The following is a 13186-nucleotide window of genomic DNA, read 5'->3' on the forward strand; positions in this document are numbered from 1 at the left end:
ACAATAACCTCACTGACTTCATGAGATTACCAGAAAAAAGCCGGCCGTCGGGCCGGCTTTTTCGCTTACATCACCAGGCGGCGAATGTCAGACAGCATGTTGTTGATGATGGTGATAAAGCGCGCACCATCCGCACCGTCAATTACACGGTGGTCGAAGGAGAGCGAAATCGGCATCATCAGACGCGGCATAAACTCTTTACCGTTCCACACTGGCTCCATAGAGGACTTGGAGACACCGAGGATAGCCACTTCCGGCGCGTTCACAATCGGCGCGAAGTGGGTAGTACCCAGGCCACCGATGCTGGAGATGGTGAAGCAACCGCCCTGCATTTCGCCAGCGGTCAGCTTGCCATCACGCGCTTTCTTGGAGATCACGGTCAGTTCACGAGACAGCTCGGTAATGCTCTTCTTATTCACGTCTTTGAAGACCGGAACAACCAGACCATTAGGAGTATCAACCGCTACACCGATGTTGATGTATTTCTTCAGGGTCAGGCGCTGACCGTCTTCAGACAGGGAGCTGTTGAAGCGCGGCATCTGTTCCAGAGCTGCGGCAACGGCTTTCATGATGAAGACTACTGGGGTGAATTTCACGTCCAGTTTACGTTTTTCAGCTTCGGCGTTCTGCTGTTTACGGAACGCTTCCAGATCGGTGATATCGGTCTTATCGAAGTGCGTAACGTGTGGGATCATCACCCAGTTACGGCTCAGGTTAGCACCAGAGATTTTCTGGATACGGCCCAGTTCCACTTCTTCGATTTCACCAAACTTGCTGAAGTCCACTTTCGGCCAGGGCAGCATGCCCGGGATACCGCCGCCTGCAGCAGCAGCCGGAGCCGCTTCAGCACGCTTGATAGCGTCTTTCACGTAAGCCTGAACGTCTTCACGCAGGATACGACCTTTACGGCCAGAACCTTTCACTTTCGCCAGGTTCACACCGAATTCGCGCGCCAGGCGACGAATCAGCGGCGTTGCATGAACGTAAGCGTCGTTTTCAGCAAACTCAGATTTGCCTTCCGCTTTTGCGGCCGGAGCTGCGGCTTGCGCAGGCGCTGGTGCAGCGGCCGGAGCCGGAGCAGCTGCTTGTGCAGGAGCTGCTGCAGGTGCTGCGCCTTCGACTTCGAAGACCATAATCAGAGAACCGGTTTTAACTTTGTCGCCGGTGCTGATTTTGATTTCTTTCACGGTACCCGCGAACGGTGCCGGAACTTCCATCGACGCTTTATCGCCTTCAACGGTGATCAGTGACTGCTCAGCGGCAATTTTATCGCCCACTTTAACCATCACTTCAGTGACTTCAACTTCGTCACCACCGATATCCGGTACGTTAACTTCTTTCGAGCCGGAAGCAGCAGGAGCCGCCGCTGCTGCTGGAGCTGCCGCCTGAGCCGGTGCAGCAGCAGGCGCTGCGCCCGCCACTTCGAAGACCATAATCAGGGAACCGGTAGACACTTTGTCACCCGTGTTGATTTTGATCTCTTTAACGGTACCGGCGAACGGCGCCGGAACTTCCATAGAGGCTTTGTCACCTTCAACGGTGATCAGAGACTGTTCAGCCGCAACGGTGTCGCCCACTTTAACCATGATCTCGGTAACTTCTACTTCGTCGCCGCCGATGTCAGGTACGTGTACGTCTTTCGCCGCAGAGGCAGCAGGTGCTGCTGCCGGAGCTGCTTCTTTCTTCTCTTCTGCCTGAGCAGGTGCAGCAGCTGCTGCACCGTCGGCGGAATCGAAAATCATGATCAGTTTGCCGGTCTCAGTTTTGTCGCCAACAGAGACTTTGATCTCTTTAACGATACCCGCCTGAGGGGACGGAACTTCCATAGAGGCTTTGTCGCCTTCTACGGTGATCAGCGACTGTTCAGCTTCAACTTTGTCGCCTACTTTGACCAGGATCTCGGTGATTTCAACTTCATCAGCCCCGATGTCCGGTACATTGATTTCGATAGCCATTATTCTTTTACCTCTTACGCCAGACGCGGGTTAACTTTATCTGCATCGATGTTGAATTTGATGATTGCATCTGCAACCACTTTCTTATCGATTTCGCCACGTTTAGCCAGTTCGCCCAGGGCCGCTACAACCACGTAGGAAGCATCAACTTCGAAGTGGTGACGCAGGTTTTCACGGCTGTCAGAGCGACCGAAACCGTCAGTACCCAGTACGCGATAATCATCAGCTGGTACATAAGTACGAACCTGTTCGGCAAACAGTTTCATATAGTCAGTAGATGCTACTGCCGGAGCGTCGTTCATCACCTGAGCGATGTACGGAACGCGCGGAGTTTCCAGCGGGTGCAGCATGTTCCAGCGCTCACAATCCTGGCCATCACGCGCCAGTTCAGTGAAGGAGGTTACGCTGTAAACGTCAGAACCTACACCGTAGTCGTTCGCCAGGATCTGTGCTGCTTCACGCACGTGACGCAGGATAGAACCGGAGCCCAGCAGCTGAACTTTACCTTTCTTACCTTCGAGGGTTTCGAGTTTGTAGATACCTTTACGGATACCTTCCTCGGCACCTGCTGGCATTGCCGGCATGTGGTAGTTTTCGTTCAGCGTGGTGATGTAGTAGTAAACGTTCTCTTGTTTCTCACCGTACATACGCTCCAGACCATCGTGCATGATGACCGCAACTTCGTACGCGTAAGACGGATCGTAAGAGATACAGTTCGGGATAGTCAGAGACTGAATATGGCTGTGACCATCTTCGTGCTGCAGACCTTCACCGTTCAGCGTAGTACGACCAGAAGTACCCCCTACCAGGAAGCCGCGAGCCTGTTGGTCGCCTGCCTGCCAGCACAGGTCACCAATACGCTGGAACCCGAACATGGAGTAGTAGATGTAGAACGGGATCATCGGCAGATCGTTGGTGCTGTAAGAAGTCGCAGCAGCCAGCCAGGATGCGCCTGCACCCAGTTCGTTGATACCTTCCTGCAGGATCTGACCTTTCTCGTCTTCTTTATAGTAAGCAACCTGCTCACGGTCCTGCGGGGTGTACTGCTGACCGTTCGGGCTGTAGATACCAATCTGACGGAACAGACCTTCCATACCGAAAGTACGCGCTTCGTCAGCGATGATCGGAACCAGACGATCTTTGATCGACTTGTTCTTCAGCATCACGTTCAGGGCACGAACGAAAGCGATAGTGGTGGAGATTTCTTTGTTCTGCTCTTCCAGCAGCGCACCGAAGTCTTCCAGAGCTGGCAGTTCCAGCTTCTCGGTGAAGTTCGGCTGACGAGCTGGCAGGTAGCCATGCAGTTTCTGACGCTGAGCGTGCAGATAAGTGTGCTCTTCAGAACCTTCCGGGAAGGTGATGTAAGACAGGTTTTCAACCTGCTCATCAGTCACAGGAACGTTGAAACGGTCGCGGATATAACGCACGCCGTCCATGTTCATTTTCTTAACCTGGTGAGCGATGTTTTTACCTTCAGCAGTGTCACCCATGCCGTAACCTTTGATGGTATGGGCCAGGATTACAGTTGCTCTGCCTTTGGTTTCCTGCGCTTTTTTCAGTGCAGCGTAGACTTTCTTCGGATCGTGACCACCACGGTTCAGAGCCCAAATCTGCTCGTCAGTCCAGTCAGCAACCAGTGCTGCGGTTTCCGGGTATTTACCGAAGAAGTGCTCACGTACGTATGCGCCATCTTTGGATTTGAAGGTCTGGTAGTCGCCGTCAACGGTTTCGTTCATCAGCTGGATCAGTTTACCGCTGGTGTCTTTACGCAGCAGCTCATCCCAACGACCGCCCCACATGACTTTGATAACGTTCCAGCCAGCGCCCGCGAAGATGCCTTCCAGTTCGTTAACAATCTTGCCGTTACCGGTTACCGGGCCGTCAAGACGCTGCAGGTTACAGTTGATAACAAAGACCAGGTTGTCCAGTTTTTCACGGGTCGCGATGGTGATCGCACCTTTAGATTCTGGCTCATCCATCTCGCCGTCGCCCAGGAAGGCGTAAACGGTCTGTTTAGAGGTATCTTTCAGGCCACGGTGTTCCAGATATTTCAGGAATTTAGCCTGGTAGATAGCACCGATTGGGCCCAGACCCATAGATACGGTCGGGAACTGCCAGAATTCTGGCATCAGTTTCGGGTGCGGGTAGGAAGACAGGCCTTTGCCATGTACTTCCTGACGGAAGTTGTTCATCTGCTCTTCAGTCAGACGACCTTCCAGGAATGCGCGTGCGTAGATGCCCGGAGAGATGTGACCCTGGAAGTACACCAGATCGCCGCCATCTTGCTCGTTGCGTGCACGGAAGAAGTGGTTGAAGCAAACATCATATACCGTTGCGGAGGACTGGAAGGATGCCATGTGGCCACCCAGCTCGAGGTCCTTTTTAGACGCGCGCAGTACGGTCATGATGGCGTTCCAGCGGATAGCAGAACGAATACGACGTTCCAGCTCCAGATTGCCCGGGTATTCCGGTTCATCTTCAACGGCAATAGTGTTTACATAATTGCTGGCCCCTGCACCTGCCGCTACTTTCACGCCGCCTTTGCGAGCTTCTGAAAGCAGTTGGTCGATCAGATACTGAGCACGCTCAACACCTTCTTCACGGATGACCGATTCGATCGCCTGTAGCCAGTCGCGAGTTTCGATCGGATCCACGTCATTTGGGAAACGTTCTGACATGGGGGTATTCCTTATCTATCTAATACGTTGAGTTATCTGGAACCTGTCCCATTACGTTCTCGCCAGAGAGCGTAATAAGACAGGTTCTGCGTTTAGTTGCCGCGCACTTTATATGGCGCTTGATTTACAACATCTTCTGGTTAACGTTCTACCAGAAAAATCACTAATTCTTTCGTTGCTCCAGACGGCGTAAGGCGCGTTCACGACGGCTTTCCTCACGGCTTCTGTCCAGCAGGATCTCTTCGATAAACGCTAGGTGACGGTGGGACGCTTCACGCGCCTCTTCCGGCTTCCCGGCAATAATTGCTTCAAAAATACGGGTACGGTGACTGCTAACCAGTGGCAGCATTTCACGACGCGCATACAGCAATTCGAAGTTTTGCCGAACGTTCTGGGCCAGCATCGGCTCCATACACCTTAGCAAATGGAGCAGCACCACATTGTGTGCCGCTTCGGTGACAGCAATTTGATACTGGAGTACCGCATCAGATTCGCCGTCAAGATCGCCGGACTGTTGAGCAAGCTCGATCGCATGGTGGAGTTCACGGATACGCGTTTTGTCTTCATCCGTGCTGCGCAGTGCAGCGTAATAAGCCGCAATACCTTCCAGCGCATGGCGCGTCTCAAGCAGGTCAAACTGGGATTCAGGATGGTCGGAGAGCAGCTCTACCAGTGGGTCGCTAAAGCTCTGCCACAGGCTGCTCTGAACAAAAGTGCCACCGCCCTGACGACGAAGCAGTAAGCCCTTCGCTTCAAGGCGTTGGATCGCCTCGCGTAAGGAGGGGCGGGAGACGTCGAACTGTTTTGCCAGCTCGCGTTCCGGTGGGAGTTTTTCTCCGGGGCGAAGTGTCCCCTCAAGAATTAAAAACTCCAGCTGCTGCTCAATCACATCGGAGAGTTTTGGTTGGCGGATTTTGCTGTAGGCCATGATTTCCTGTCTTAAGCCATTTGCCCGGAGTCAATTGGTCTTACCAATTTCATGTTCTTGACGCTAAAGTAACAAAGTATTCACCTTCTGTCCATACAGGTTTTGATTGAAATCAGTAAAGGAGGCATATTTTAACAACATTACAGAAATAACGTTTCAAACATGTAACTATGCACAAATGTTAAATTTACCCACCTCGGGGTAGTTTTAACGGAATTGAAACGAAAAATTATCTCATCTGAACCGATTCACCTGCTTATTTATCGATATATCAACCACTATTAATGAATAGAAATTCAAAATGGAAATTTTGTGGTAGATAAACTCGCATTTACAAATGGTTTCTTTTTATTCAACTCGTCATCTTCCCCGCATAAAGCAGGTGCATTCGCGCTCGCATATCATTATTCTGATCAAGACAAAAGTATTAAGGCAACATTTTATCAAAAGCATCTGTAAACAAATTAATACAACAAACGGAATTGCAAACTTACACACGCATTGCTGCGTAGTTCAAAAAATAAGCACTCGAAATATGAAGAGTAAAACCACACACGAGGTTTCATGATGGAAAGTCAACAGCATGGCGATCAGCTCAAGCGCGGCCTTAAGAACCGCCATATACAGCTAATCGCGCTGGGTGGCGCGATTGGTACCGGGTTATTCCTCGGTAGCGCATCCGTTATCCAGTCTGCAGGGCCGGGTATTATTCTGGGTTACGCTATTGCCGGCTTTATCGCCTTTTTGATTATGCGTCAGTTAGGTGAAATGGTGGTTGAAGAGCCCGTTGCAGGCTCATTTAGTCACTTTGCTTATAAATACTGGGGCGGTTTCGCGGGGTTCTCTTCCGGCTGGAACTATTGGGTGCTGTACGTGCTGGTTGCCATGGCTGAGCTAACTGCCGTGGGTAAATACATCCAGTTCTGGTACCCGGAGATCCCAACATGGGTGTCTGCGGCTGCCTTCTTTGTGCTGATCAACGCCATCAACCTGACCAACGTGAAAGTGTTTGGTGAGATGGAGTTCTGGTTCGCCATTATTAAAGTCATTGCCGTCGTAGCGATGATCCTGTTCGGCGGCTGGTTACTGTTTAGCGGTAACGGCGGCCCGCAGGCCAGCGTCAGCAACCTGTGGGACCAGGGAGGCTTCCTGCCGCATGGCTTCACCGGTCTGGTGATGATGATGGCTATTATTATGTTCTCTTTCGGTGGGCTGGAGCTGGTCGGGATCACCGCAGCAGAAGCGGATAACCCAGAGCAAAGCATTCCCAAAGCGACCAACCAGGTTATCTACCGTATCCTGATTTTCTATGTGGGTTCGCTGGCGGTTCTGCTTTCCCTGATGCCGTGGACGCGTGTCACGGCGGATACCAGCCCGTTTGTCCTTATTTTCCACGAGCTGGGCGACACCTTTGTTGCTAATGCCCTGAACATCGTAGTGCTGACTGCCGCCCTTTCTGTCTATAACAGCTGCGTATACTGCAACAGCCGTATGCTGTTCGGTCTGGCACAGCAGGGCAATGCGCCGAAAGCGCTGATGAACGTCGACAAACGCGGTGTACCGGTGAACACCATTCTGGTTTCCGCACTGGTGACGGCTCTGTGTGTGCTGATCAACTACCTGGCACCGGAATCCGCCTTTGGCCTGCTGATGGCGCTGGTGGTTTCCGCACTGGTGATCAACTGGGCAATGATTAGCCTGGCACACATGAAGTTCCGCAAAGCCAAACAGCAGCAGGGTGTTACCACCCGCTTCCCGGCGCTGCTCTATCCGCTGGGTAACTGGGTGTGCCTGATTTTCATGGCTGCAGTACTGGTGATTATGCTGATGACGCCGGGTATGGCGATCTCGGTGTACTTAATCCCTGTATGGATTGCCATTCTTGGCATCGGCTACCTGTGTAAACAAAAAACGGCCGGCGCGGTTAAAGCGCATTAATCCCCCCTCCCCCCACCTGCGTCAGGTGGGGGTTGTTACCTGCCTCACACTTTCCCACTCACGACTGTTTAGTCCATATCAGCGGCGTTATCCTGCAACGCAAAAACACCGGTGCCGGACAATAATTCTCTCCATATCTCATTAATGGAGTGCAGTTGATGGAAACCAGTAAGCTCACGGTGAAAGAAAAGATCGGCTATGGAATGGGCGACGCCGGATGCAACATCATCTTTGGCGCCATCATGTTGTTTGTTAACTATTTTTACACAGACATTTTTGGTCTGGCACCTGCACTGGTCGGCGTATTACTGCTCTCAGTACGCGTTATCGACGCCGTTACCGACCCTATAATGGGCGCGATGGCCGACCGCACCCGTAGTAAATATGGTCGATTTCGTCCATGGCTTCTATGGATGGCTTTCCCGTACGCGTTATTCAGCGTACTGATGTTTACCACTCCAGAGTGGACCTATAACAGCAAAGTTATCTATGCGTTCGTTACCTACTTCCTGCTATCTATTACTTATACAGCGATCAACATTCCCTACTGCTCGCTCGGCAGCGTCATCACCAACGATCCGAAGGAACGCGTCGCCTGCCAGTCATATCGCTTTGTGTTGGTAGGCATTGCAACCCTGCTGCTGTCCCTCACCTTGCTGCCAATGGCCGACTGGTTCGGCGGGGAAGACAAAGCCAAAGGGTATCAGATGGCGATGGCGGTTCTGGCTTTCATCGGCATGTGTATGTTCCTGTTTTGCTTCGCTACGGTCCGTGAACGCGTGCGCCCTGCTGTCCAGACCAATGACGATTTAAAAGCCGATCTGAAAGACGTGTGGAAGAACGATCAGTGGGTAAAAATTCTGCTGTTAACACTGTGCAACGTCTGTCCGGGCTTTATTCGCATGGCTGCCACCATGTACTACGTGACATGGGTTATGCAGCAAAGCACGCAGTTCGCAACGCTGTTTATCAGTCTTGGTGTGATCGGCATGATGATCGGCAGTATGTTGGCGAAGGTATTAACCGATCGCTGGTGCAAACTGAAAGTCTTCTTCTGGACCAATATTATCCTGGCGATTTTCTCTGCCGCGTTTTACTTCTTCGATCCGAAAGCCACCATGATGATTATGGTGCTCTACTTCCTGCTCAACATCCTGCACCAAATTCCTTCTCCGCTGCACTGGTCGCTGATGGCGGATGTCGATGACTATGGCGAGTGGAAAACCGGTAAACGCATCACCGGAATCAGCTTCTCCGGTAACCTGTTCTTCCTGAAACTGGGCCTGGCGATTGCCGGAGCGATGGTCGGCTTCCTGCTCTCCTGGTACGGCTACGACGCTGGGGCGAAAGCGCAAAGCGACTCTGCCATTAACGGTATTATGCTGCTGTTTACCATCATACCGGGCGTAGGCTACCTGATTACCGCAGGCGTGGTTCGTCTGCTGAAAGTTGACCGCGAGTTTATGCAGCAAATCCAGACAGATTTAGAAAAGCGCCGCGCCAACTACCGTGAACTGAATGAATACCACGATATAAAAACGACTGAAACCGTAAGGAAAGCCTAATGAATCAGTGGCCAAATCCCTTTATTGAACAGCGTGCCGATCCGTTTATCTTACGTGACGGTAGCCACTATTATTTCATTGCTTCAGTACCCGAATATGACCGACTGGAGATACGCCGGGCCGACTCGCTGGAAGGGTTGCGCACCGCCGCCCCGGTTGTCGTCTGGCGCAAACCAGAAAGTGGCCCCATGAGCCAACTCATCTGGGCACCCGAAATCCATCATCTGGCAGGCAAGTGGTACATCTATTTTGCTGCCACCCACACACAGTCGCTCGACAAGCTGGGGATGTTCCAGCATCGCATGTTTGCGCTCGAATGTGCCGACGCCGATCCGCTGACCGGGCAGTGGACGGAGAAAGGTCAGATTAAAACGCAGTTTGATACCTTTGCGCTTGATGCCACCACCTTTAACCATCAGGGAAAACAGTGGTACCTCTGGGCGCAGAAGTCGCCCGATATCGCCGGAAACTCCAATATCTATCTCGCTGAGCTGGAAAATCCATGGACGATTAAAGGCGAGCCGGTCATGCTAAGTCATCCTGAGTATGACTGGGAATGCCGGGGTTTTTGGGTCAATGAAGGTCCTGCCGTCATGGTTCATGGCGATAAGCTGTTTATCAGCTATTCCGCCAGCGCCACCGATGAGAACTACTGTATGGGATTATTGTGGATTGACCTCAACGCCGATCCGCTCAAACCGCAGAACTGGCACAAATCACCGCGTCCGGTCTTTACCACCAGTTATGAAAACCGCCAGTTTGGGCCAGGACACAACAGCTTTACACAAACGCCGGAAGGTGAAGATGTACTGGTGTATCACGCGAGAAACTACACCGAAATCGAGGGCGATCCGCTGTACGACCCAAACCGCCACACTCGTCTGAAGCTCGTGCGTTGGGACGAAAACGGCATGCCAGATTTTGGCGTGCCGCCTGCTGATACGAACTAAACCGTTGCACTGCCCGGTGGCGCTAGCGCTTACCGGGCCTACACGTTTTTTCATTGTAGGCCGGATAAGCATTAGCGCCATCCGGCACAACGCTATACTAATGCCCCATAAATGGTGAGCACCGCAATAACCACCACCACCACAAACGAGGTTTTCTTCGCCAGCGAAACGGCGGCTTTTGGCGTTTCGACTTTATCGGTGTGCGGTTCACGCGCCAGCGAGAACTGCGCCAGACGCGTAAGCACCTGATATTGCGACGTGTGCAGATCCGCAAGCGAGGCAAACCAGGCCGGCAGCGCTTTCTCACCATGTCCCAACAGCGCATAGACCACGCCCGCCAGACGCACCGGGATCCAATCCAGCACATGCAGGATCGCATCAATGCCTGATTGCAGACGCTGGTGCGGTGTCTGATAGCGCGCCAGCCAGGACTGCCAGGCGCGTAAAAAAGCATAACCAACCAGCGTCACAGGTCCCCACGGACCACCGACAATCAGCCAAAATAACGGCGCCAGATAAAAACGGAAGTTGTTCCATAACAACGCGTTCTGCAGTTCGCGCAAGAATTCACGCTCATCGCAGTCCGGCGGAACCCCATGGATAAGCGTCAGCTCGCTGGCCATCGCATCACGGGCGTGAGCATCATCGCGAGCAGCCGCGTTCAGGTAAGCGTGGTAGTGAAGGCGCGCCTTGCCAGCACCGATGCACAGCAAGCCAATTAAGATCCACGCCACCAGCAACGGAACATTAAACAACAGCCCATGAAGTGCGCGCAGTAGCAGAAATGTCACTCCCATCGCAATCAGAGTCATGCCTACCGTACGCATCATCGAAAAATGCTTAATCCGGCGGAAAAAAGCTTCAATCCGGTGATCAAGCTGCCAGTGCTCACCCAGCTTAAACAGGCGTTCAACAATCAACACCAATAATGTTGTAAACAGCGTCATGTCATCTCCTTGTGCGACGAGGGGGTGACCAGGGCGCGGAACCTTGCCCAGTCAAAGGACGGCCCGGGATCGGTCTTACGCTCGGGCGCAATATTGCAATGTCCTGTCATGTTGTTAGCAATGGCCGGATAACGCGTAATCAGAGTATTCGTCACGGCAGCCAGTTGCTGATACTGCGCATCGGTATAGGCCAGCGTATCCGTCCCTTCCAACTCAATACCAATTGAAAAATCATTACAGCGTTCTCGCCCTTGATAGCTCGACACACCCGCATGCCAGGCGCGTTTATCAAAAGGCACATATTGCACGATTTCACCGTCACGGCGAATCAAACAATGGGCCGAAACACGCAGATGGGCGATCCCGGCAAAATAAGGATGGGCGTTGGGATCAATCGTGCCCGTAAACAGAGCGTCTATCCACGGGCCGCCAAACTCGCCGGGCGGCAGGCTGATATTATGCACCACCAGCAGAGAAGGGTTTTCGTCATCCGGGCGGCAATCGTAATGCGGAGAGGGAACGCGTCGCGCCTCTGCCAGCCAGCCCTCGTCTAACAACATGCAGAATCTCCTTATTGGTGGTGCTCATATCAGGTTCAGGGTAGCATGTTTCCACCTTATGATTCGTTAGCAATTTGGAGTTTTATCATGCCGCCTCGCCGCTATAACCCTGACTACCGACGTGACGCGCTGTTGGAACGCATAAATCTGGATATCCCTGCCGCTGTAGCTCAGGCGCTGCGTGAAGATTTAGGCGGAGAAGTTGATGCCAATAACGATATCACCGCACAGCTTTTACCCGAAGACATGCGCTCCCATGCCACCGTAATCACCCGCGAAGATGGCGTTTTTTGTGGAAAACGTTGGGTGGAAGAGGTCTTTATTCAGCTGGCTGGCGATGATGTCAACATCACCTGGCATGTCGAAGATGGCGACAGCATAAAGGCCAATCAGCCGCTGTTTGAACTGGACGGCCCTTCCCGCGTTTTACTGACCGGTGAACGTACTGCGCTGAATTTTGTGCAGACGCTTTCAGGTGTAGCGAGTGAAGTGCGTAAATACGTCGACCTGTTAGCGGGAACCAAGACCCAACTGCTGGATACGCGCAAAACCCTGCCGGGACTGCGTACCGCGCTAAAATACGCCGTATTGTGCGGCGGCGGCGCGAATCATCGTTTGGGGCTGTCCGACGCCTTCCTGATTAAAGAAAACCACATTATTGCTTCCGGCTCGGTACGTCAGGCCGTCGAAAAAGCCTTCTGGTTGCACCCGGATGTGCCGGTTGAAGTCGAAGTAGAAAGCCTGGATGAACTGGACGACGCGCTGAAAGCCGGGGCCGATATCATCATGCTCGATAACTTCGAAACTGACCAAATGCGCGAAGCGGTAAAACGCACCAACGGCCAGGCGCGTCTGGAAGTGTCGGGCAACGTCACCCATGAAACGCTGCGCGAATTTGCCGAAACCGGTGTGGACTTTATCTCCGTTGGCGCGCTGACCAAACATGTTCGCGCACTCGATCTCTCCATGCGATTTCGCTAATTGCTGATTGTATTGCCCGATGACGCTTCGCTTATCGGGCCTACTACACAGGTTTATTCCGTAAGCCGAATACGGCATTTACACCACCACCCGGCAGTTTCTTCGAGTCTCTTCGCAAGTACATTGTCTGACTCTGTAATTTCGTAAAAATCCTCTGAACCCGCTTTCCCGTTTTGTTTTTTGTCTCTCGCCGTCCTCCCGTCGGTTTGCCAAAGTAGCGCCAGCAAACTCAAGGAGCGAACGATGAACAAGCAACGAGGCTTTACGCTTATCGAACTCATGGTGGTGATTGGCATTATTGCCATCCTTAGCGCCATCGGCATTCCGGCATATCAAAACTATCTGCGCAAAGCCGCGCTGACAGACATGCTGCAAACATTTGTCCCCTATCGCACGGCGGTTGAGCTCTGTGCACTGGAGCATGGCGGAACAAATACCTGCGATGCCGGAACGAATGGTATTCCCTCTCCAACAACTACCCGTTACGTCTCAGCCATGAGCGTTGAAAAGGGAGTTGTCAGCCTTAGTGGGCAGGAAAGCCTGAACGGGCTAAGCATCACCATGACGCCAGGTTGGGACAATGCCAACGGCATTACCGGCTGGAACCGAAACTGCGTCATCCAGAACGACAGCGCATTGCAGCAGGCCTGTGAAGACGTTTTCCGCTTCGATACCCACTAAGGA

10 protein-coding genes are annotated in these 13186 nt (G+C 52.5%); 5 read left to right on the forward strand and 5 right to left on the reverse strand.

Annotated features, from left to right (window positions below):
• Positions 1–65 precede the first annotated feature (65 nt).
• The 3 genes from aceF to pdhR form a co-directional block, all read right to left on the reverse strand.
• The gene (gene aceF / locus OGY04_RS17100; RefSeq protein WP_003829487.1) at positions 66–1955 is read right to left on the reverse strand and encodes a pyruvate dehydrogenase complex dihydrolipoyllysine-residue acetyltransferase; all 1890 of its coding nucleotides are present in this window, start codon (positions 1953–1955) and stop codon (positions 66–68) included.
• A 14-nt stretch (positions 1956–1969) separates the two neighbouring features.
• Positions 1970–4633 (reverse strand): pyruvate dehydrogenase (acetyl-transferring), homodimeric type, encoded by a 2664-nt coding sequence (gene aceE, locus OGY04_RS17105; RefSeq protein ID WP_136391520.1) that lies wholly within the window; start codon positions 4631–4633, stop codon positions 1970–1972.
• Between the two features lie 163 nt (positions 4634–4796).
• Positions 4797–5561, reverse strand: coding sequence for a pyruvate dehydrogenase complex transcriptional repressor PdhR (gene pdhR, locus OGY04_RS17110; protein WP_003018699.1), 765 nt, complete (start codon positions 5559–5561; stop codon positions 4797–4799).
• 564 nt (positions 5562–6125) lie between these two features.
• On the opposite strand from pdhR, the gene aroP reads away from it, so the two are divergent.
• The 3 genes from aroP (at position 6126) to OGY04_RS17125 (ending at position 10014) form a co-directional block, all read left to right on the forward strand.
• Positions 6126–7499, forward strand: coding sequence for an aromatic amino acid transporter AroP (aroP, locus tag OGY04_RS17115; RefSeq protein WP_008786209.1), 1374 nt, complete (start codon positions 6126–6128; stop codon positions 7497–7499).
• 158 nt (positions 7500–7657) lie between these two features.
• Complete coding sequence (locus OGY04_RS17120) at positions 7658–9064, forward strand: glycoside-pentoside-hexuronide (GPH):cation symporter (RefSeq protein ID WP_191226414.1); 1407 nt, start codon at positions 7658–7660, stop codon at positions 9062–9064.
• A complete protein-coding gene (locus OGY04_RS17125; RefSeq protein WP_008786208.1) occupies positions 9064–10014 on the forward strand; it encodes a glycoside hydrolase family 43 protein in 951 nt (316 codons plus the stop codon). The genes OGY04_RS17120 and OGY04_RS17125 overlap by 1 nt, the downstream gene beginning before the upstream one ends.
• 92 nt (positions 10015–10106) lie before the next feature.
• On the opposite strand, the gene ampE is transcribed toward OGY04_RS17125, so the two are convergent.
• Complete coding sequence (ampE, locus tag OGY04_RS17130; protein ID WP_003829498.1) at positions 10107–10961, reverse strand: beta-lactamase regulator AmpE; 855 nt, start codon at positions 10959–10961, stop codon at positions 10107–10109.
• Complete coding sequence (ampD, locus tag OGY04_RS17135) at positions 10958–11521, reverse strand: 1,6-anhydro-N-acetylmuramyl-L-alanine amidase AmpD (protein WP_008786207.1); 564 nt, start codon at positions 11519–11521, stop codon at positions 10958–10960. The genes ampE and ampD overlap by 4 nt, the downstream gene beginning before the upstream one ends.
• Positions 11522–11608: 87 nt before the next feature.
• On the opposite strand from ampD, the gene nadC reads away from it, so the two are divergent.
• Both nadC and ppdD read left to right on the forward strand, forming a co-directional pair.
• Positions 11609–12502, forward strand: a complete 894-nt coding sequence (gene nadC / locus OGY04_RS17140; protein ID WP_003837454.1) for a carboxylating nicotinate-nucleotide diphosphorylase — start codon at positions 11609–11611, stop codon at positions 12500–12502.
• Between the two features lie 243 nt (positions 12503–12745).
• Positions 12746–13183 carry a prepilin peptidase-dependent pilin gene (gene ppdD, locus OGY04_RS17145; protein WP_032942370.1) on the forward strand — a complete coding sequence of 146 codons (438 nt, stop codon included), beginning with the start codon at positions 12746–12748 and terminating at the stop codon, positions 13181–13183.
• The last annotated feature ends 3 nt before the right edge of the window (positions 13184–13186 follow it).

It is taken from the genome of Citrobacter sp. Cpo091, assembly GCF_030332645.1.
Lineage (GTDB): Bacteria > Pseudomonadota > Gammaproteobacteria > Enterobacterales > Enterobacteriaceae > Citrobacter > Citrobacter portucalensis.

Excerpts from the sequence above, each read along its gene's own strand:
- nadC (WP_003837454.1), top strand. The coding sequence starts at position 11,609 with ATGCCGCCTCGCCGCTATAACCCTGACTACCGACGTGACGCGCTGTTG.
- aroP (WP_008786209.1), top strand. The coding sequence starts at position 6,126 with ATGATGGAAAGTCAACAGCATGGCGATCAGCTCAAGCGCGGCCTTAAG.
- aceE (WP_136391520.1), bottom strand. The coding sequence starts at position 4,633 with ATGTCAGAACGTTTCCCAAATGACGTGGATCCGATCGAAACTCGCGAC.
- ampD (WP_008786207.1), bottom strand. The coding sequence starts at position 11,521 with ATGTTGTTAGACGAGGGCTGGCTGGCAGAGGCGCGACGCGTTCCCTCT.
- ppdD (WP_032942370.1), top strand. The coding sequence starts at position 12,746 with ATGAACAAGCAACGAGGCTTTACGCTTATCGAACTCATGGTGGTGATT.
- ampE (WP_003829498.1), bottom strand. The coding sequence starts at position 10,961 with ATGACGCTGTTTACAACATTATTGGTGTTGATTGTTGAACGCCTGTTT.
- aceF (WP_003829487.1), bottom strand. The coding sequence starts at position 1,955 with ATGGCTATCGAAATCAATGTACCGGACATCGGGGCTGATGAAGTTGAA.
- OGY04_RS17120 (WP_191226414.1), top strand. The coding sequence starts at position 7,658 with ATGGAAACCAGTAAGCTCACGGTGAAAGAAAAGATCGGCTATGGAATG.
- OGY04_RS17125 (WP_008786208.1), top strand. The coding sequence starts at position 9,064 with ATGAATCAGTGGCCAAATCCCTTTATTGAACAGCGTGCCGATCCGTTT.
- pdhR (WP_003018699.1), bottom strand. The coding sequence starts at position 5,561 with ATGGCCTACAGCAAAATCCGCCAACCAAAACTCTCCGATGTGATTGAG.